This window comes from Azohydromonas caseinilytica, assembly GCF_012927045.1.
Classification (GTDB): domain Bacteria; phylum Pseudomonadota; class Gammaproteobacteria; order Burkholderiales; family Burkholderiaceae_C; genus Azohydromonas; species Azohydromonas caseinilytica.
In genome coordinates this window covers 1-19397 of the sequence record NZ_JABBFW010000023.1, presented here as the reverse complement: position 1 = coordinate 19397, position 19397 = coordinate 1, and the positions used below count along the sequence as shown (strand labels likewise).

14 protein-coding genes are annotated in these 19397 nt (G+C 72.0%); 6 read left to right on the top strand and 8 right to left on the bottom strand.

What is annotated here, in order from left to right:
- The first annotated feature begins 78 nt into the window (after positions 1 to 78).
- Positions 79 to 1851: a SulP family inorganic anion transporter gene (locus HHL10_RS22950; RefSeq protein ID WP_169162735.1), complete on the top strand. Its 1773-nt coding sequence runs from the start codon at positions 79 to 81 to the stop codon at positions 1849 to 1851.
- Positions 1852 to 1991: 140 nt separating this feature from the next.
- Complete coding sequence (locus HHL10_RS22945; protein WP_235971738.1) at positions 1992 to 3188, top strand: methyl-accepting chemotaxis protein; 1197 nt, start codon at positions 1992 to 1994, stop codon at positions 3186 to 3188.
- 278 nt (positions 3189 to 3466) lie between these two features.
- Here HHL10_RS22945 and HHL10_RS22940 read toward each other — a convergent pair whose 3' ends face one another.
- From HHL10_RS22940 to HHL10_RS22930, 3 genes are all read right to left on the bottom strand, one after another.
- Complete coding sequence (locus HHL10_RS22940) at positions 3467 to 4807, bottom strand: hypothetical protein (RefSeq protein WP_169162734.1); 1341 nt, start codon at positions 4805 to 4807, stop codon at positions 3467 to 3469.
- A 54-nt stretch (positions 4808 to 4861) separates the two neighbouring features.
- The gene (locus HHL10_RS22935; RefSeq protein WP_205833172.1) at positions 4862 to 5317 is read right to left on the bottom strand and encodes a fibronectin type III domain-containing protein; all 456 of its coding nucleotides are present in this window, start codon (positions 5315 to 5317) and stop codon (positions 4862 to 4864) included.
- Positions 5318 to 6128: 811 nt separating this feature from the next.
- A complete protein-coding gene (locus HHL10_RS22930; RefSeq protein ID WP_169162733.1) occupies positions 6129 to 6830 on the bottom strand; it encodes a fumarylacetoacetate hydrolase family protein in 702 nt (233 codons plus the stop codon).
- Positions 6831 to 6956: 126 nt separating this feature from the next.
- Between HHL10_RS22930 and HHL10_RS22925 the strand changes: the two genes are divergently transcribed.
- The 3 genes from HHL10_RS22925 (at position 6957) to HHL10_RS22915 (ending at position 10228) form a co-directional block, all read left to right on the top strand.
- Positions 6957 to 7430, top strand: a complete 474-nt coding sequence (locus HHL10_RS22925; protein ID WP_169162732.1) for a YbhB/YbcL family Raf kinase inhibitor-like protein — start codon at positions 6957 to 6959, stop codon at positions 7428 to 7430.
- Complete coding sequence (locus HHL10_RS22920; protein WP_375138975.1) at positions 7427 to 9688, top strand: FUSC family protein; 2262 nt, start codon at positions 7427 to 7429, stop codon at positions 9686 to 9688. Before HHL10_RS22925 ends, HHL10_RS22920 begins: the two co-directional genes overlap by 4 nt.
- A 327-nt stretch (positions 9689 to 10015) precedes the next feature.
- Complete coding sequence (locus tag HHL10_RS22915; protein ID WP_169162731.1) at positions 10016 to 10228, top strand: hypothetical protein; 213 nt, start codon at positions 10016 to 10018, stop codon at positions 10226 to 10228.
- 65 nt (positions 10229 to 10293) lie between these two features.
- Here the strand turns inward: HHL10_RS22915 and HHL10_RS22910 are convergent, their stop codons facing one another.
- Positions 10294 to 11784 carry an amidase gene (locus HHL10_RS22910; protein WP_169162730.1) on the bottom strand — a complete coding sequence of 497 codons (1491 nt, stop codon included), beginning with the start codon at positions 11782 to 11784 and terminating at the stop codon, positions 10294 to 10296.
- 311 nt (positions 11785 to 12095) lie between these two features.
- Here HHL10_RS22910 and HHL10_RS22905 point away from each other — a divergent pair, with 311 nt between their 5' ends.
- On the top strand, positions 12096 to 12326 hold the full coding sequence (locus HHL10_RS22905; protein ID WP_169162729.1) for a hypothetical protein: 231 nt from the start codon (positions 12096 to 12098) through the stop codon (positions 12324 to 12326).
- Between the two features lie 27 nt (positions 12327 to 12353).
- On the opposite strand, the gene HHL10_RS22900 is transcribed toward HHL10_RS22905, so the two are convergent.
- Genes HHL10_RS22900 through HHL10_RS22885 form a run of 4 tightly spaced genes read right to left on the bottom strand, consistent with a single transcriptional unit; the run spans position 12354 to position 19191 of the window.
- Complete coding sequence (locus HHL10_RS22900) at positions 12354 to 13775, bottom strand: efflux transporter outer membrane subunit (protein WP_169162728.1); 1422 nt, start codon at positions 13773 to 13775, stop codon at positions 12354 to 12356.
- A 36-nt stretch (positions 13776 to 13811) separates the two neighbouring features.
- The gene (locus HHL10_RS22895; RefSeq protein ID WP_169162727.1) at positions 13812 to 17066 is read right to left on the bottom strand and encodes an efflux RND transporter permease subunit; all 3255 of its coding nucleotides are present in this window, start codon (positions 17064 to 17066) and stop codon (positions 13812 to 13814) included.
- An 18-nt stretch (positions 17067 to 17084) separates the two neighbouring features.
- Positions 17085 to 18308, bottom strand: coding sequence for an efflux RND transporter periplasmic adaptor subunit (locus HHL10_RS22890; RefSeq protein ID WP_169162726.1), 1224 nt, complete (start codon positions 18306 to 18308; stop codon positions 17085 to 17087).
- A gap of 13 nt (positions 18309 to 18321) precedes the next feature.
- Complete coding sequence (locus tag HHL10_RS22885) at positions 18322 to 19191, bottom strand: alpha/beta hydrolase (RefSeq protein WP_235971736.1); 870 nt, start codon at positions 19189 to 19191, stop codon at positions 18322 to 18324.
- Positions 19192 to 19397: the final 206 nt, after the last annotated feature.

Sequence of the window (19397 nt, the reverse complement as noted above, 5' to 3'; positions counted from 1 at the left end):
TGCAATCTCCGGCATGACGCGGCTGGGCGCCGCGGGCCGGGTGCCCAGCGCCGGCCAGGCGCTAACCTCGGGTGCACCATGGCCAAAGCATCCTCCGCCCTGCGCTCGCGTTTCCTTCCCTCTCCCTGGCCTCAAAGCCTGCGCGCCGACCTGCTGGCCGGGCTGCTGGGCGCGGTGCTGGTGCTGCCGCAGGGCATCGCCTTCGCCACGCTGGCGGGGCTGCCGCCGCAGTACGGGCTCTATTCCTCCGTGGTGCCCTGCATCGTGGCCGCGCTGGCGGGCTCCAGCCGCCACGTGGTGTCCGGCCCGACCAATGCCAACTCGCTGGCGCTGTTCGCGATGCTGGCGCCGCTGGCGGCCGTGGGCAGCCCGGCCTACATCGAGCTGGCGCTGGCCGTGACGGTGCTGGTGGGGCTGCTGCAGTTCGCCACCGGCGCGCTGCGGCTCGGGGCCATCGCCAACTTCATTTCCCCGACCGCGCTGCTGGGCTTCACCGCCGGCGCGGCGGGCCTCATTGCCGTGCACGCCTTGAAGGACGCGCTGGGCCTGGCGCTGCCGCCGGGCCCCAGCGCCGCGGACGTGCTGCGCGCGGCCCTCACGCAGGCGCCGCGGCCCGGCGCGCTGCTGGTGGCCGTCGTGACACTGGGTGCGGCCGCTGGGCTGCGGCAGTGGCGACGCGGCTCGCCCTTCATGCTGATCGCGCTGGCCGCCGGCACGCTGCTGGCCTGGGCGCTGGAGCGCTGGGCGCCCCCGGCCTGGCAACTGCGGGTGCTGGGGCCGCTGCCCTCGCCACTGCCGCCCTTTCACCTGCCCGGCGTGCAGGTGGCGCAACTGCCGCAGCTGCTGGGCATCGCCGCGGCCTTGACCGTGGTGGCGCTGGCGCAGTCCATTGCCATCGCCAAGGCCGTGGCCGCGCGCTCGGGCCAGCGCATCGACGCCAACCGCGAGTTCCTGGGCCAGGGCCTGTCCAACCTCGTCGGCGGCTTGTTCTCCTGCTACGTCTCCTGCGGCTCGCTCAACCGTTCCATGCCGAACCTGGAAGCCGGGGCGCGCTCGCCGCTGGCGGCGGTGTTCTCCGCGCTGCTGCTGATCCCGCTGGTGGCGCTGACCGCGCCGGTGCTGGCGCACATTCCCTATGCCGCCATCGCGGGCCTGCTGGTGCTGGTGGGCTGGACGCTGCTGGACCTGCCGCGCTGGAAACGGCTCGCGCGCGCCAGCCGCCAGGAGCTGGCCGTGGCGCTGATCACGCTGGCCGCCACGCTGACGCTGCGCCTGGAGATCGCGGTGCTCATCGGCAGCGCGCTCTCGCTGGGCCTGTACCTGCACCGCACCTCGCGCCCGGCCATGCGCACCATGGGCTTCAACCGCGACCGTGCCGACGCGCACCGGCCCTTCGTGGTGGTGGCGCACACGCCCGACGCGCTGCCCGAGTGTCCCCAGCTCAAGCTCTTGCGCATGGAGGGCTCGGTCTACTTCGGCGCCACCGCGCATGTGGCCAACCAGCTGCAGGCGCTGCGCGACCGGCCGCGCCCCCAGAAGCACCTGCTGGTGATGGCCAAGAGCATGAACTTCATCGACGTGGCCGGTGCCGACCTGTGGCGCCAGGAGCTGCACGCGCGCCGTGCCCTGGGCGGCGACCTGTACTTCCACCGCCCGCGCCCGCCGGTGCTGGCGCAGTGGCGGCGCGACGGCTTCCTCGACGAGCTGGGCGCGGACCACATCTTTCCCGACAAGCGCCGCGCGATTGCGGCCATCACGCATCGCCTGGACTGCGACACCTGCCGCCGCTGCACCGTGCGCGTGTTCCAGGAATGCGCCGAGCTGCCGGGCCCGGGCTGCACGCGGGATTGAGCCGGGGCGCATTCGCCGCGCCGGCGCGTCAAGGCCCGTGAATTTCCCAGCGAGTGGGAGCCGGCCTTTGAGTGGTCTCAATAAGCAGCCTGTAAGGCCGATGAAAGGTGTCAGCTTCCATTAAGAAAAAAGGAGACGCCTTGTTCCTCAACCAGCTCAAGACCCGCACCGTGCTGTCCCTTGGCTTTGCCTCGGTGCTGCTGTTCATGTTGGCACTGGCCGCGCTGGGTATCAGTGCGCTGCAGGACGTCGGCCGGCTGCACCGGCAGCGCCAGGCGCAGGAGCGGCCCGCCGGGTCGGCGGTGGCGACCGCGGCGGACCTTGCCATCGAGCAGGAGGTGCAAGGCGCCAGCCGCTGGATGGCCGTGCTGGCCGGCGTCGGGCTGGTGCTGGGCGTGGGCTGCGCCTTCGTGCTGGTGCGCGCCATCACGCAGCCGCTGGACCAGGCCGTCCACATCGCCGAGACCGTGGCGGCCGGGGACCTGAGCCAGGAGTTCAGGACCGAGCAGGGCGGCGAATTCGGGCGGCTGCTGGGCGCACTGGGCCACATGGAGGACACGCTCACCGACCTGGTGACGCGCATCAAGCGCTCCACCGACACCATCGCCACGGCCTCGCGGCAGATCGACGGCGGCAACGGCGACCTGTCGCGGCGCACCGGGCAGCAGGCCGCCTCGCTGCAGCAGACGGCCGCCAGCATGATGCAGCTCACCGACACCGTGAAGCAGAACGCCGAGCGCGCGCGCTCCGGCACCGGGCTGGCGGCGCAGGCCTCGCAGGTGGCCGAGCAGGGCGGGGTGGTGATGGAGCGGGTGGTGGGGACGATGGACGCCATCAACACCAGCTCCAGGAAGGTGTCGGACATCATCGACGTGATCGAGGGCATCGCCTTCCAGACCAACATCCTGGCGCTCAACGCCGCGGTGGAGGCGGCGCGCGCCGGCGAGCAGGGCCGCGGCTTCGCGGTCGTGGCCGGCGAGGTGCGGCACCTGGCGCAGCGCAGCTCGCAGGCGGCCAAGGAGATCAAGGGCCTCATCACCGATGCCGTCGAGCACGTGGACAGCGGCTCGGCGCTGGTGCGGCAGGCCGGCGGCACGATGCGCGACATCGTGCAGGCGGTGCAGCGCGTCAACGTGATCCTGGGCGAGATCTCGGCCGCGCTGGTGGAGCAGAGCTCGGGCATCGAGCAGGTCAACCAGGCCGTCTCGCACATGGACCGGGCGACGCAGGAGAACGCCGCGCTGGTGCAGCAGGCCGGCGCCGCCACCGCCGCGCTCGCCGCCCAGGCCCAGGCCCTGCAGGGCGTGGTGGACGAGTTCAAGCTGGAAGCGGCTTGAACCTGGCCTGAGGCCGTTTTGCGGCGGACGCCCGAACGGGCCGGCCCTGCCGGGGCCCTGTCGTCCAGGACCGTGGATTGTTCAGGGGAGCTGGACAACATCGGCACTCGCTGGAACCGTTGTCCAGCCAGGCTGACCAATCCTTTTCTCCAGCGCCGGCGGATCGTCTGCGGCAGAGCCTGGGCCGGCACGCCGGTCGGGCAAAAAAAGGCGGCCCGAGGCCGCCCTGAAAGGCGCCCGTGCCGCCTGGAAAAGGGAAGAGAGCGTGCCGCCGGCGTTTACTGGGCGCGCAGGTTGGTGGGCGCCGACACGGAGATCGCGCCGGTCTCGTACTCGAAGGCGCCGCGCTCGAAGGTGCCGTCCGCGCCGCGGGCATTGCCCATCGCGTCGATGTTGAAGGGTGCGGACAGCGGCATGCCGGCGCTGGTGCCGCGCTTGAGGCGGAAGTCCAGGTTGGCGATGTCCACGAAGGGGTTGTCGGTGGCCGTGGTGCCGCGCGACTCGCCCTGCACGCTGCCCGAATTGACGAAGTGGTTGTAGTCGTGGCGGGCGAAGCGCGAGAAGCTGGGGCTGCTGCTGTTGTAGAAGATGTTGTTGTAGGCCTCGTTGTTGGAGGCCACGCGCGGCAGCGTGCTCAGGCTGGCCTGGTCCACGTTGATGAAGGCGTTGTTGTAGACCTTGGCGTTGTGGAACTCTTCGCCGCTGTTGCCGGTCCAGCCGCCGATGACCCCGTTGGCACGCTCCCAGTTCGCGCCGGCCGGGCGGTAGAACACGTTGCCGTAGACCAGCAGCTTGGCGTCGGGGTTGGAGGAGTTGTCCCACATCAGGCCGCCGGTGCTGCGGATGTCGGTGACCAGGTTGTGGCGGAAGGTCACGTCGCCCACGGCGCCGGAGAAGCCCCAGATGCTGGCGACCTCGGAGTGCACGGCGCCCGAGCCGTTGTAGGACTCGATCCAGCCGTGCTCGACGACCAGGTTGCGCGGGCTGACGAACAGCGGGCAGCGGCCGATGCCGGTCATGCGGAAGTAGGACAGCGTCACGTTGGCGTCGCCGTACACGGCCAGGCCGTCGTTGGAGTAGGAGCCGCCGGAGTTGCTGACGCTGCCCTTGCCCACTAGATCGACGTGGCGGATGGTGACGTTGTCGGCCTGGCTGTTGTAGCCCACCTTGAGCAGCGCGTTGCCGTCGCCGCGCTCGACGATCTTGATGCCGAAGTTGCCCTTCCAGCCGTTGGCCGCGCCGCCGCCGGTCTGGCCGTCGATGACCCAGTTCGAGGTCGTGAAGTTCAGCCCGCCGCCGAACACCGCCTGGCTGGTGCCGTAGCCGTCGCTCCAGCCGGTGCTGGTGCCGTGGTCGGCCGGGGTGGCCTTCCTGATGGTGATGGTGGCGCTGCCGCTGGTGGGCGTGTTGAAGGTGCGCGCCGCGTACAGGCCGCCGGCGATGTAGTAGGTGTCGCCGCGCGTGAGATTGGCCGGCAGGGTGGGGAAGGCGTTGGCCCAGTCCTTGCCGGAGTTATCGCCGCTGGCGCCCGGGCGCACGTAATAAGTGGCGGCGCTGGCCAGCGCCGGCAGCAGGGTGGCGGTGAGCGCCAGCCAACGGAAGACTTGTTTGGTGTTCATTGCGTGCCTTTTCTCAGACCGTGATGTGCGTCAACCCGTGATCCGGATGATGGTTCAGGGAATCGCCTTCGATGCCTCGCCCGAATAGGTACTTTCGGCGCCCGAGGCGTCCACGGCCGTGACGGCGAAGTAATAGGTCGTACCGCTGTTGAGCGAGGGCACGGTGAAACTGGTGTTGGTGACGTACAGGCCGCTGCCCTTGGCCTGCAGGTAGCTGCCCGAGGACGTGCCGTAGTAGACGCGGTAGCCGGCCACGCTGCCCGAGGGCGCGCTCCAGCTCAGCTGCGCCGAGCCCGCCGGCACGGGCGCCGGTGCCGGCGCAGGGGCCGGTGCGGGAGCCGGCGCGGGGGCGGGAGCCGGCGCGGGCGCCGGGGCGCTGCCCTCGACATAGACCTCGCAGCTCTTGGTCACGCCGGGCGCCGGGTCGGAGCCGAAGAAATCATTGGCGCACTGCGCCGAGCCGGCCTCGACATAGCGGCCGACCCACTGCGAGCCCGCGCCGTAGCGCACGAAACTGCGGCTGCCGAGTTTGAAGTAGCTCCATTCGCCGGCAATTCGCTGCCAGGTTCCTTGTGACGTGGGGGAAATATCCTGAGCAGATTCGGTGGAATTTGCGGTGCCGCTGGGGACATTTTCGTTTTCCTGGCCACCGCCACAGGCGCTGGCCAGGAAAACGGTCGCCATCAGTGACGAAATCAGGGCGATACGGGAATGCTGGTTTAAGGGCTTCATGATGTCTATAAAAAACAGACACAAAAGGCATCCCAGCGCCAAGCCATTACGGCCGGGTTATGGGGGCGAGTTCTGATTCGGGCTCAAGCGTCGGCAGGGCACCGACGCACGGCAACGATTTGGATATCTCTCGACCGGGGCGGCAAAGCCCTGGTCTCAAAAAATCCTCAGGAATTCGGAGGGTTTTTGCCGGAATGTGCCGCGCTCAGGGGGCGCGTCGACCGGGAATGCATCGTGCCAACAGCGGAAGGGGCCGTCTACTTCGCTTTCGTCTGGATGCAAACATGATACAAAATATGATTGAAACGAGAATACTCACTGCGCGGATTTGAAGCGCGCAGGCGAGTCGCTTGGAGTGCCGGTCGAGATGATAGATATGAATTCGTGCTGCGGTGCAGCATGATGACAATGCTTGGCGATTGAAAACATCTGACACATTAGTCCGCGCAGGTGTTTATGCGCCCGCCGTTACTGAGTTAGCGCTCGCTACGTTGATCAGCGCAACCAATTTCCCGGCAATTGAATAAGCAAATCGGACGCGCGTCGCCAGGGGCCGGGACGCGCGCCCGGATAGCCGGTGGGCCGGGAATCAAGCCGGGCGCGGCCCCATCGTGAAATCGAAGGCGGCCACGCCGGCCACGCCGCCCTGCACGCGGTCGCCGGGCTGCAGGGCGCCGACGCCGGCGGGCGTGCCGGTGAAGATCAGGTCGCCGGGCTGCAGCGCCACGGCCCGCGAGACGTGGCTGATGATGTCCGGCACCGGCCAGATCAGTTCCGTCAGGTCGCCCTGCTGGCGCAGCTCGCCGTTGACCTGCAGCCACACGCGCCCGGCCTCGGGGTGGCCGACCGCGTCCACCGGCTGCAGCGGGCTGCAGGGTGCGGACGCATCGAAACCCTTGGCCCAGTCCCAGGGCCGGCTCATCTTCTTGGCCACGTCCTGCAAGTCGCGCCGGGTGAGGTCCACGCCCACGCCGTAGCCCCACACCAGGGCCAGCGCGTCTTCCGGCGCCACGCGGCTGCCGCCGCCGCCCAGCGCCACCACCAGCTCGACCTCGTGGTGCAGGTTGTCGGTGAGCGTGGGGTAGGGCACCTCGCCGTCGGCCGGCACCACCGCGTCGGCGGGTTTCATGAAGAAGAAGGGCGGCTCGCGGTTGGGGTCGTTGCCCATCTCGCGCGCGTGCGCCGCGTAGTTGCGGCCCACGCAGAACACGCGCCGGATGGGGAAGCGCGCGCTGCTGCCGGCCACGGCCACGGAGGGCGTGGCCGGAGGCGGAATGACGAAATCGCTCATGCGGTCTCCTTGCAAGGTAATCAAAGGCCAAGGGCCCGGCCCGCAGCGTAGCCGGCGCCGGGGCGGCACGGCTTGTGCCCGTGAGCGGCCGGCGCCTTCGCGCCGCCTCGTTCACCGGAGACGTGCATGCAACTGAGCTCCACCGCCTTCACGCCGCAGGGCGAGATCCCGTCCGTCCACACTTGCGAAGGGTCCGACCGCGCGCCGCCGCTGTCGTGGCAGGGGGTGCCCGAGGGCACGCGCAGCCTCGCGCTGGTGGTGGACGATCCGGACGCGCCCGATCCGGCCCGGCCGCAGCGCACCTGGGTGCACTGGGTGCTCTACAACATCCCGCCCGACCTCGCCGGCCTGCCCGAGGGCGGCGCCACGCCGCAGGGCGCGCTGGACGGGCACAACGACTGGCAGCGCCCGGGCTACGGCGGCCCCTGCCCGCCCATCGGCCGCCACCGCTACTTCTTCAAGCTCTACGCGCTCGATGCCGTGCTGCCGCCGCTGGCGCCGCCCACCAAGGCCGCGCTGGAGGCGGCGATGCGCGGCCATGTGCTGGCACAGGCCGAGCTGGTGGGCACCTACCAGAAGCGGGGCGGCGCCCGTCCATGACGCAGGCCCGAGGCCCGATGCGCCGTCCCGGGTGGTTGCGCCTGCAGCCGGCCGACGCGCGCGCCCGGCAGGCGCTGCGCGTGGCCCTGAGCGCCCATGTGAGCAACGGCCTGTCGGCCGCGCTGGGGCTGCTGCTGGTCTCCAGCGGCGTGCACTGGTGGCTGGGCGCGGCGGCGGGCTCGGTGGCCTCGGTGGGCGCCATCGTCTGCATCCCGCCGGACCATCCCGCGCCGCAGCGCGGCAAGTTCTGGCAGCTGCTGCCGGCGGCGCTGTTCGGCCTGCCGCTGTTCTGGGCCATCCACGCGCTGCAGGACGCGCCGCTGCTGCGCGGCCTGCTGCTGGTGCCCGCGACCTTCCTGGCCTTCCTGGCCGGCGCCTGGGGCAAGCGCGGGCTGCCCATCACCATGTCGGTCACCTTCGCCGCGGTGTTCGCCATGGCGGTGCCGCGGCATGCGGACGACGGCACGGGGCTGCGGACGGCGGCGTGTTTCGCCCTGGGCGCCGGGCTCTACCTGCTGTGGGCCACGGCGGCCAATGCGCTGCTGAACCGGCGCTACCGCCGCCAGATGCTGGCCGATGCCTGGCTGGCCCTGGCCGGGCTGATGCGGCTGCAGGCCACGCGCTTCACGCCGGCCCAGGGCGATACGCCGGCGCAGGCTGCGCTGGGTCCGCTGCTGCGGAACCAGGCCGCGCTGACCGACCGGTTGCAGGCCGCGCGCGACGTGGTGCTGGAGTCACCGCGCACGCCGCAACGGCAGCGGTTGGCCGCCCTGCTGCTGCATGGCCTGGAGCTGCGCGACCACCTGCTGGCCTGCGAGCTGGACCTGGAGCCGCTGCAGTCCCGGGCCGAGCATGCGCCGGTGCTGGCGGGACTGCGCACGGTGCTGGAAGCGGCCGCCGCGCAGGCCGAGGCGCTGGCCGATGCGCTGCTCATCGACCAGCCCCCCACGGCCGGCGAGAAGCGCCGCGAGCGCCTGCGCCGCCTGCCGTGGGACCAGATCCACGCCCTGGCGCACCCGGGCCAGCCCGCCACGCACCTGGCGCGCAGCCTGGCCAACCGCGTGCGCCACGTGGCCGACGAGGTGGCGCGGGCGCGGGCGCTGGCCCGCGGCGAGCGCGAGCCCGACCTGCCCGCGGTGCGCGCGGCCTGGCAGCTGTTCGTCAGCCCCACGGCCTGGTCGTGGCGGCCCTTCCTGGCGCTGTGGCGCTGGGACGCGCCGCCGCTGCGCCATGCCATCCGCGCCGCGCTGGCGGTGGGCACGGCCTACGCGCTGGCGCAGGCGCTGCCCTGGGGCACGCACGAGTACTGGGTGCTGCTGACCATCGTGGTGGTGTTGCGCGGCAGCCTGGCCCAGACGCTGGAGCGGCGCAACAGCCGCGTGGCCGGCACGGCGCTGGGCTGCGTGCTCGCGGGCGCGCTGCTGGCCGCACACCCGCCGTCCTGGCTGCTGCTGCTGGCGTTGACGTTGGCGCAGGCGGTGGCGCATGCCTTTGCCGTGCGGCGCTACCTCGCCACGGCCGTGGCCGCCACGGTGCTGGGCCTGGTGCAGGCCTACCTGCTGCACGGTGGCGGGGGCGCCGGCCCGGTGTTCGACATCGTGGAGCGGCTGGCCGACACGCTGCTGGGCGTGGGCCTGGCCTGGGCCTTCGCCTACGTGCTGCCGTCCTGGGAGCGCCAGCAGCTGCCCGGGCTGATCACGCGCGTGCTCAAGGCCCAGGCGCGGCATGCGCGCATCGCGCTGGCGCTGGGCCAGCTGCAGGCCGTGGACGACGAGCCCGAGCTGGAGTGGCGGCTGGCGCGGCGCGAGGCCTATGACAGCCTGTCCGCGCTGGTGCAGGCCACGCAGCGCTCGCTGGCCGAGCCGCGCGCCGTGCGCCCGCCGCTGGAGCCGCTGGAGCGGGTGCTGGCCCACGGCTACCAGCTGCTGGCGCAGCTCACCGCGCTCAAGACCATGCTGCTGCTGCGCCGCGGGCGCCTGGACCTCGCCGCCTTGCGCGCGCCTCTGGCGCAGGCCGCGGAGGGCATCGCCGCCACGCTCGCGGCCGGGGCCCCGATGGCGCTGCCGGCGGCGTCCGCCAACGCCGCCACGGCGGCCCTGCCGGCCGACCTGCCGGAGCAGGACCTCAATCCCTGGGCGCTGCGCCGCCTGGAGCTGGCGGTGGGGCTGGCGGCGCAATTGCGCGCCGATGCCGAGCAGGTACGGCAGGCCTTGCTGGCCGGACCGGACGGCAGCGCACCGGGCCGGTCGCCCGGCTGATTCGCCTCCTTGAGCGGAACCGGACCCACCCCGGCGACCGGCATCAGGAGGCCGACGGCGCGGGCGTCGCTGCGGCGGTGAGGACCGCCGTGCCCGGCGCCACCGCGCATCCGCTGCTCATCGAGCCCAACGCGGGCATCGTCCGACGCCGACCGGCCCGTGGTTTGTAAATTCGTCCAGAAAACCCGCTGCGGCGGCTATTTTTATTTCCGGCCCAGGCCATGAATTTCCTGAGGCGGCGCTGGCACGCTCGATGCTAAGAACTGTTTGAAAGGATTTGAGATCGCACATTCCGTCGAATGGCAAAGGCGCCAAGGAGAGCACCACATGAGCAATTCAGACCTTGAGCAGACCGGTTACGAGCTGCATTTCGAGCCCTTGAGCGATCCGCGCCACGACTGTGCCTTTCCCTGTGACGCGAGCGGGCAGGTGGATATGGACCGCCTGGGCGATTCCGCCCTGCACCGTTATCTGTACGCCCGGGCGGTGATCGGCAAGGTATTTCGCTATCCCTCGGTGCGCAGCCGCGCCAGGCGTTGACAATCTGTCACGCGATTTTCGTCAAATCCCGAAGGCAAGGGACAGGAATTCCCCGGGTTTGAATATCAGTCCAGTAACGGTGAGCGGACTTTCGTGCAGCCGCTGGCTTGCTCATAGGCGTGCGCGATCTGCAATACCGCCAGATCCTGCTGGGCCGGTCCGAAAATCTGCAGTCCCATGGGCAGGCCCTGCGCATCGAAGCCCGCGGGCACGGCGGCCGTGGGCAGCCCGGCCAGGGTGGGGCCGATCACCACCTCCATCCAGCGGTGGTAGCTGTCCATCGCCCGGCCGGCGATGGATTTCGGCCAGTCCAGCCCGGCGTCGAAGGGAAACACCTGCGCCGCCGGCAGCACCAGGAAGTCGAAGCGCTCGAACAGCGCGCGCAGCGCCTGGTACCAGTCGGAGCGCGCCACCGTGGCCTGCCACAGGTCGGCGGCCGTCAGCCGCAGTCCCTGCTCGACTTCCCAGACCAATTCGGGCTTGACCAGGGCGCGGGCGCGCTCGTTGGCGACGACCTCGCCGGTGAGGCCGGCCACGACGAAGCCGCGCAGCGCCAGCCAGCAGCGCCACAGCCGCTCCATCGGGTAGTCCGGCAGCACCGGCTCCACCGTGCAGCCCAGGCTCTCGAAATGGTGCAGCGCCTGGGTACACAGCGCCAGCAAGCCCGGCTCGGTGGCGAGGTAGCCGCCGTAGTCGCCCAGCCAGCCGATGCGCGCGCCCTTGAACTCGCGCCGCAGTGGGGCGGCGAAGCATGCCGGGTCCTCGTCGAGGGACAGCGGGCTGCGCGGGTCGAAGCCGGCCTGCACCGACAGCAGCAGCGCGGCGTCGGCGACGCTGCGCGCCATCGGGCCTTCCGTTGCCAGCTGCTGGTAGAACACGTCGCGCGCGGGAACCGAAGGCACGCGGCCCAGCGAGGGCCTGAAGCCCACGACGTTGTTCCAGGCCGCCGGGTTGCGCAGCGAGCCCATCATGTCGCTGCCGTCGGCCACCGGCAGCAGGCGCAGCGCCAGCGCCACCGCGGCGCCGCCGCTGCTGCCCCCGGCGCTGCGGCCCGGGTCGAAGGCGTTGCGCGTGATGCCGAAGACGCGGTTGTAGGTGTTGGAGCCCAGGCCGAACTCGGGCGTGTTGCTCTTGCCGATGAGGATCGCCCCGGCGCGGCGCACGCGCTCCACCACGGCGGCGTCCTCGCGCGGCACGTGGCTCTTCAGGGTGAGCGAGCCCATGGTGGTGACGATGCCGGCGGTGGCCGCCAGGTCCTTGGGTGCCTGCGGAAAGCCGTGCATCCAGCCCAGGCGCTCGCCGCGCGCCAGCTGCGCATCGCGCTCGTCGGCCTGGCGCAGCAGCTCCTCCGCCGGCTGCAGCGAGACCAGCGCGTTGACCTGCGGATTGAAGCGCTCGATCTGCGCCAGGTAGGCCTGCATCACCTCGCGGCAGGACACGCGGCGCTCGGCGATGGCGCGTGACAGCGCCCGCGCATCGAGCTCGACGATGTCGGCACCGGCAGGCGCGGCGTCCGGCTTGGCGAATGAGGAGTCGGAAGGTGGGACGGCAGTCATGGCAGGCCTCGTGACGGGGATGCGGAAGCTTGTCACGCCGGCGGCCGGTCCACGCGCCGGCGCTGCGCCAACCGGCGCTCCAGGCTGGAGCAGCCGCCTGGAACACCGGCACAGCATGCCGAGGGTTGGAACCGTGACGCTTTTCTCACCCCAGCGCGCGTCCGGGTTCGGGAATGTCCTGTCCCGCCGATGCGGCGCGCTTGATGTGCGTTAAAGCACAGTTCGTGAGTCAGGGTTTACCCAGGAAAACGGTCCGCACCAGGCTGGCACGGACAGTGCAGGAGCAAGGGTGTGCAAAGGAGACTGTTTTCATGAGCACCCTGGACCTGGAGCAGCCCGGCTACGAATTGCGCTTCGAATCGCTGATCGACCCGGAGCGTGCCTGCGCCTTCCCGTGCGACGCGCGCGGCCAGGTGGACATGGATGAGCTGGGCGAGCAGGCCCTGCGCCACTACCTCTATGCCCGCGCGGTGATCGGCAAGGAGTTCCGCCGGCCGGCCGTGCGGCGCACCGCCGGCGCGCAGGCGCTGGCCTGCGCCTGAGCCCGGCGCCACGACGACCGGGCGTCTTCAGGACGCCGAGGACACCGCCGTTCCCTCATCCCACCCCCCGCCCAGCGCGCGAATCAGCCCCACCGTGGTCTGGAACTGCGCGGCGCGCACCTGCAGCGCCTGGCGCCGGTTGCGCAGCTCGCTGCGGCGGGCGTCCAGCAGCTCCAGCTGGCTGACGAAGCCGTTGCGATAGCGCGTGTCCGACAGCGTCGTGGCGCGCACGGCGGCGTCCACCGCCTGGGCATTGACCCGCGCCTGCTGGTCCAGCAGCCGCAGCGCCGACAAGCCGTCTTCCACGTCGCGGAAAGCGACCAGCACCTGCTCGCGGTAGCTGCCGAAGGCGGCGTCGAATTCGGCGCGCGCACTCTCCACCCCGGCGCGGCGCCGGCCGCCATCGAACAGCGGCAGCGCCAGCAGCGCGCCCACGCTCCAGGCGCGCGCCGAGGCCGTGAGCAGGTCCGACAGCGCCGTGGAGGCGAAGCCGCCTTGCGCCGTCAGCGCCAGGCTGGGGAACCACGCCGCTTCCGCGATGCCGATGCGCTGCTGCGCCGCGCCCAGCGAGGCCTGCGCCGCCAGCACGTCGGGCCGGCGCACCAGCAGCGCGCTGGGCATGCCGGGCGGCACGGCCGGCAGCGCCGCGCCCCAGGCGCCGGGCGCAATGCGCAACTCGGAAGGCGGCACGCCGGTGAGCAGCGCCAGCGCGTGCTCCAACTGCTGGCGCTGGCGCTCCAGGGCGATGGCGTCGGCCTCGGTGGCGGCGGCCTCGCTGCGCAGCCGGGCCACGTCCAGTTCGGCCACGTCGCCCGCGGCCTGGCGCCGCTCCAGCAGCTGCAACGACTCGCAGTAGGCCGCGACGGACTGCTGCACCAGCGAGCGCTCGTCGTCCAGCGCCCGCAGCGCGAAGTAGCGCTGCGCCACCTCGGCCTGCACCGCCACGCGGGCACCGTGCAGCAGCGCCTCGCGCGAGCGGGCATCCAGCGCGGCGGCGTTGCTGGCCGAGGCCAGGCGGCCGAACAGGTCCACCTCCCAGGACGCGCCGGCCACCACGCTGGCGGCGGTGGCCGGCGGCTCGCCCAGCGCGCGCTGCCCGCCGCGCCCGACGCCGGCGTCGAGGCCCACTTGCGGCGCGCGCTGGGCGTCGGTGGCGCGCAGCACGGCACGGGCCTGCGCCAGCCGCGCCGCGGCGACGTGCAGGCCGGGGTTGTCCTGCAGCGCGCGCTCCACCAGCGCGTCGAGCTGCGGGTCGCCGAAAGCGCGCCACCAGCGCGCGCCGGCCGGCAGCGGCACCGCGTCCACCGGCTGCCAGCCGGCCTCGCGGAAGGCGGCCGGCATCTGCGCCAGCGGCGGGGGCAAGGGCTCCGGCGTGCTGGCGCAGCCGGCCAGCACCAGCGCCAGGAACAGCGCCGACAGGCGGCGCGACGATGACGGCAGGGCGTTCATGGACGAATCTCCAGGGCGACGGGGCTCATTCGTGGCTCACTCATGGCGCGACACGGGCGCGGCCGGCAGCGGATGCGGGTCGCGCCCGCCGCCGCGGCGCACCTCCGGCTCGGCAGCGGCGAAAGCTTCGAGATGCGGCACCTGCCCGTGCAGCTTGAGCGGCCGGTTGCCGGTGAGGGCGCGCATCAGCACGTAGAACACCGGCGTGAGGAACAGGCCGAAGGCGGTGACGCCGATCATTCCGGCGAACACGGCGATGCCCATGGCCTGGCGCATCTCGGCGCCGGCGCCGGTGGAGAAGGCCAGCGGCAGCACGCCCATCACGAAGGCCAGCGAGGTCATCAGGATCGGCCGCAGGCGCAGCCGGCTGGCCTCGATGGCGGCCTGCACGGGCGTGCGCCCGGCGAATTCCAGCTCGCGCGCGAACTCGACGATCAGGATCGCGTTCTTGGCGCTCAGCCCCACCAGCACCACCAGGCCGATCTGCGTGAAGACGTTGTTGTCGCCGTGGCTCAGCCACACGCCCGCCAGCGCCGCCAGCAGCCCCATCGGCACGATCAGGATGATGGCCAGCGGCAAGGTAAAACTCTCGTAGAGCGCGGCCAGCACCAGGAACACCAGCAGGATCGCCAGCGGGAACACCCACACTGCGGAGTTGCCGGCCAGGATCTCCTGGTAGGTCAGCTCGGTCCACTCGAAGCCGATGCCCGGCGGCAGCGTTTGCGCCGCGATGCGCTCCACGGCCGCGCGCGCCTGTCCCGATGAAAAGCCCGGCGCCGGGCCGCCGTTGATGTCGGCGGAGAGAAAACCGTTGTAGCGCATGGCCCGCTCCGGCCCGAAGCTGGGCTGCAGCGTCAGCAGCGCGGACAGCGGCACCATCTCGCCGCTGGCGGCGCGCACCTTGAGCGCGCCCACGTCCTCGGCCCGGGCGCGGAAGGCGGCGTCGGCCTGCACGCGCACGGTGTAGGTGCGGCCGAACTGGTTGAAGTCGTTGACGTACAGGCTGCCCAGGTAGGTCTGCAGCGCCTCGAACACGTCCGTCACGGCCACGCCGAGCTGGCGCGCCTTGGTGCGGTCGATGTCGGCGAAGAGCTGCGGCACGTTCACCTGGTAGCTGGAGAACAGCCCGGCCAGCTCCGGCGCCTGCTGTGCCTTGGCCATGAAGGCCTTCACCGCCGCGTCCATGGCCGCGTAGCCCAGCGAGGCGCGGTCTTGCAGCTGGAGCTTGAAGCCGCCCGTGGTGCCCAGGCCCTGCACCGGCGGGGGCGGGAACATCACCACGAAGGCATCCTCGATCGCGGCGTACTTCGCATTGAGCTGCTGCGCGATCTCGGCGCCGGTGAGGCCCGGCCCCTGGCGCTGCTCGAAGGGCGCCAGCGCCGCAAAGACGATGCCGGAGTTGGCGCTGTTGGTGAAGCCGTTGATCGACAGCCCCGGGAACTGCACCGCGTGCTCCACGCCGGGCTGCTGCAGCGTGATCTCGCCCATGCGGCGGATCACGGCCTCGGTGCGGTCCAGCGTGGCGCCGTCGGGCAGTTGCGCGAAGCCGATCAGGTACTGCTTGTCCTGCGCCGGCACGAAGCCGCCCGGTACCGCCTTGAACAGCCCGAAGGCGGCCGCCACCAGCGCCAGGTACAGCCCCAGCATCAGCGCCTTGCGCGAGATCACGCGCCCCACGCCGCCGCTGTAGGCCTGGGCGCCGCGGCCGAAGAGGCGGTTGAAGCCGCGGAACAGCCCGCCCAGGCCACGGTCCATGGCGCGCGTGAGCGCGTCCTTGGGCGCGCCGTGCGCCTTGAGCAGCAGCGCCGACAGGGCCGGCGAGAGCGTGAGCGAGTTGATGGCCGAGATCACCGTCGAGATGGCGATGGTCAGCGCGAACTGCTTGTAGAACTGGCCGCTCAGGCCGCTGATGAAGGCCAGCGGCACGAACACCGCCACCAGCACCAGCGCGATGGCGACGATCGGACCCGACACCTCGCGCATGGCGCGGTAGGTGGCCTCGCGCGGGGCCAGGCCGGCCTCGATGTTGCGCTCCACGTTCTCGACCACCACGATGGCGTCGTCCACCACGATGCCGATGGCCAGCACCAGCCCGAACAGGCTCAGCGCGTTGATCGAGAAACCGAACAGGTGCATCACCGCGAAGGTGCCCACCACCGACACCGGCACCGCCAGCAGCGGGATGAGGGAAGCGCGCCAGGTCTGCAGGAACAGGATCACGACCAGCACCACCAGCGCCACCGCCTCCAGCAGCGTGTGCACCACCGACTCGATGGAGGCGCGCACGAACTGCGTGGTGTCGTACACCACCTCGTAGTCCACGCCTTCGGGCATGAAGGCCTTCAATTCCGCCATGGTGGCACGCACCTGGTCGGCGATGGCGATGGCGTTGGAGCCCGGCGCCGCCAGCACCGCGATGGCCACCGCCGGCCGGTTGTCCAGCAGCGAGCGCAGCGCGTAGTCGGCCGCGCCCAGCTCCAGCCGCGCCACGTCGCGCAGCCGCGTCACCGCGCCGTCGGCGCCGGTGCGCACGATGATGTCGCCGAACTGCTCGGCGTCCTGCAGCCGGCCCTGGGCGTTGATGGGCAGCTGCAGGTCCACGCCGGGCAGCCCCGGCGAGGCGCCGAGCACGCCCGCCGCCGCCTGCACGTTCTGCTCGCGGATCGCACCCACGACGTCGCCGGCGGCCAGGCCGCGCTCGGCCATCTTGTGCGGGTCCAGCCACACGCGCATGGCGTACTCGCCGCCGCCCCACAGCTGCACCTGTCCCACGCCCGGCACGCGCGCCAGCCGGTCCTTGAGGTTGATGGCGGCGTGGTTGCGCAGGTAATCGATGCCGTAGCGGCCGTTGGGCGAGACCAGGTGCACCACCAGCGTCAGGTCCGGCGAGCTCTTGATGGTGGTCACGCCGGTGCGGCGCACTTCCTCGGGCAGCCGCGGCTCGGCCTGCGCCACCCGGTTCTGCACCAGCTGCTGGGCCTTGTCGGGGTCGGTGCCCAGGGCGAAGGTCAGCGTCAGCGTCATCACGCCGTCGGTGGTGGCCTGGCTGTTCATGTACAGCATGCCCTCGACGCCGTTGATGGCCTCCTCCAGCGGCGTGGCCACGGTCTCGGCGATGACCTTGGGGTTGGCGCCGGGATACTGCGCGCGCACCACCACCGTGGGCGGCACGACTTCCGGGTACTCGGCCACGGGCAGCGTGCGCAGCGCCAGCAGCCCGGCCAGGAAGATCAGCAGCGACAGCACGCCGGCGAAGATGGGCCGGTCGATGAAGAACCTGGAAACGTTCATGGCGGCGCTCCGTTCAGCTCACGATTGCGGCGCGCCGTCGCGCCGGGCGGTCACTTCGGGCTTGGCGTCCATCGCCACCTCGCGCGGGGCGACGAGGCTCCCGGGCCGCACCCGCTGCAGGCCGTTGACGACGATGCGCTCGCCGGCCTGCAGCCCTTGCGTCACGATGCGCAGCCCGTCCACCGCGGCGCCGAGCCTCACTTCGCGCCAGCTGGCCTTGTTGTCGGGACCGACGACGATGACGAAGCGCTTGTCCTGGTCGGTGCCGACGGCGCGCTCGTTGACCAGCAGCGCCGGCGTGCGCGTGGCCTGGCCCAGGCGCAGCCGCGCGAACTGGCCCGGGATCAGCGCGCCGTCGCGGTTGTCGAACACGGCGCGCACGCGGATCGTGCCGCTGCGGGCATCGACCTGGTTGTCCACCAGCTGCAGCCGGCCCTCGTGCGCGAACTCGGCCTGGCCGGCCGTGCCCATGCGCACGGGAATGCGGCTCAGCTGCTCGCGCGCGCCGCTGCCGCCCGGCAGGCCGGCCAGGGCGCGGGCCACGAGCTGCTCGTCGGCGTCGAAGCTGGCGTAGATCGGGTGCACCGACACCAGCGTGGTCAGCACCGGCGCGCCGGGGCCGGCGGCCACCAGGTTGCCGGCCGTGACCTCGATGCGGCCGATGCGCCCGGCGATGGGCGCGCGCACCTGCGTGTAGCCCAGGTTCAGCCGGGCCGTCTGCAGGGCCGCTTCGGCTGCGCGCAGCCCGGCGTCGGCCTCGGCCAGCGCGTGGTTGCGCTCGTCGAGCTCGCGCTGCGCGATGGCGCGCTCTTCCCACAGCCGCAGCGAGCGCTCCTGCTCGCTGCGGGCGTGCGCCAGGCGGGAGCGCGCCGCCACCACCTGGGCGTCGGCGCGCTGCACCTCGGCCGCGTAGGGGGCGGGGTCGATGGTGAAGAGCAGGTCGCCCTGGCGCACCAGCGAGCCCTCGCGGAAGTGCACCGACTGCACCGTGCCGGCAGCGCGCGAGCGCACGTCCACGCGCTCGATGGCCTCCAGCCGGCCCGAGAGCTCCTGCCAACCGTCCACCTCGGTGGCGGCCACGGTGGCGACCGACACCGGCGGCGGGGGCGGTACGGATGCGGGGGCGGTGGCCTGCGCGCTGCCCTCGTGCAGGCCTGGCAGCAGGGGAACAGCCGCGACGGCGGCCAGCGCGATGGCGGCGGCGATCAGGCCAGCGCGGGGGCGTCTTGTGGGGGTGGTCATGGCGACTCCGGAATCAGAGGGAAAGGTCGTGCAGGAAGCGGTGCAGGTGCCGGCGCAGGGCGGCGCTCCAGGGCGCGTCGGCGGCGCGGGCGTAGCTGGCCGGCCAGCCGGTGGGCTCGCCCAGCTCGCGCAGCTCCACCGGCACGCCGGCCGCGCCCAGGCGGCGGGCGTAGGCGCGGGTCTCGTCGCGCAGCGGGTCGTCGGCGGCGGTGAGCAGCAGGCTGCGCGGCAGCCGGGCCAGGCGCAGCGCGGTGCCGGGGGTGGCGTAGGGATGGGCGGCGTCGGCCGGCCGCGGCAGGTAGGCGCGCCAGCCGGCGTCGCAGGGGCAGCCGGCCGCGCCGGCGCCGGCCTGGCGCTGCGAGGCGGTGGCCACGCACACGTCCAGCAGCGGCGACAGCAGGATCTGCCCGGCCAGCGCCGGGCCGGCGCGGTCGCGTGCCATCAGCGCGACGGCCGCGGCGAGGTTGCCGCCGGCCTCCTCGCCGGCGACGAGCAGGGCGCCGCGCCGGCGCGCGTGCCGCGGCAGGGCCAGCCAGCGCAGCACGGCATGGCCCAGCTCGATGGCCTGCGGAAAGGGCGCTTCGGGCGCCAGCGGGTAGTCCAGCGCCGCGACGGTGGCGCCGGCGGCGGCCAGCGCCCGCGCCACGGGCGCGCCCTCGCCGAGCGAGCCGCGCGTGAAGGCGCCGCCGTGGAAATGCAGCACCCAGGGCCGGGCGGTATTGCCGGCCTGGGCGCCATCCATGCTCCACCAGCGCAGCCGGGCGCCGGCGGCGCCGGGCAGCACGATGGTCTCGTCACGCCACTGCACGGCCGGCACATGCTCAGCGGCAGGCGTGTGCGGGGTGAACGGTTCGGGCCCGGGCCCGCTGCGGCGAAGGAGCATGGTGCTGCGCCGTCTGGAGGGGCGCCCCGGTTGCTGCGACGCCGTGAAAGTTAGTTGTGCCGGCGCGAGGCTTAAATAGCACCCCTTTCAAGGTGCGTTGATCAGTCAAGGCGACCGCGGGCCAGAACACGCGCTGTGGCGACATGGCGCGAGGCTTCGCGGTGGCTGACGTAGTCCTTCTTAACCGCGGGCTTGGCCGCGCGGCG

Excerpts from the sequence above, each read along its gene's own strand:
- HHL10_RS22900 (WP_169162728.1), bottom strand. The coding sequence starts at position 13,775 with ATGAACGCCCTGCCGTCATCGTCGCGCCGCCTGTCGGCGCTGTTCCTG.
- HHL10_RS22925 (WP_169162732.1), top strand. The coding sequence starts at position 6,957 with ATGCAACTGAGCTCCACCGCCTTCACGCCGCAGGGCGAGATCCCGTCC.
- HHL10_RS22950 (WP_169162735.1), top strand. The coding sequence starts at position 79 with ATGGCCAAAGCATCCTCCGCCCTGCGCTCGCGTTTCCTTCCCTCTCCC.
- HHL10_RS22930 (WP_169162733.1), bottom strand. The coding sequence starts at position 6,830 with ATGAGCGATTTCGTCATTCCGCCTCCGGCCACGCCCTCCGTGGCCGTG.
- HHL10_RS22905 (WP_169162729.1), top strand. The coding sequence starts at position 12,096 with ATGAGCACCCTGGACCTGGAGCAGCCCGGCTACGAATTGCGCTTCGAA.
- HHL10_RS22920 (WP_375138975.1), top strand. The coding sequence starts at position 7,427 with ATGACGCAGGCCCGAGGCCCGATGCGCCGTCCCGGGTGGTTGCGCCTG.
- HHL10_RS22890 (WP_169162726.1), bottom strand. The coding sequence starts at position 18,308 with ATGACCACCCCCACAAGACGCCCCCGCGCTGGCCTGATCGCCGCCGCC.
- HHL10_RS22910 (WP_169162730.1), bottom strand. The coding sequence starts at position 11,784 with ATGACTGCCGTCCCACCTTCCGACTCCTCATTCGCCAAGCCGGACGCC.
- HHL10_RS22940 (WP_169162734.1), bottom strand. The coding sequence starts at position 4,807 with ATGAACACCAAACAAGTCTTCCGTTGGCTGGCGCTCACCGCCACCCTG.
- HHL10_RS22895 (WP_169162727.1), bottom strand. The coding sequence starts at position 17,066 with ATGAACGTTTCCAGGTTCTTCATCGACCGGCCCATCTTCGCCGGCGTG.
- HHL10_RS22885 (WP_235971736.1), bottom strand. The coding sequence starts at position 19,191 with ATGCTCCTTCGCCGCAGCGGGCCCGGGCCCGAACCGTTCACCCCGCAC.
- HHL10_RS22915 (WP_169162731.1), top strand. The coding sequence starts at position 10,016 with ATGAGCAATTCAGACCTTGAGCAGACCGGTTACGAGCTGCATTTCGAG.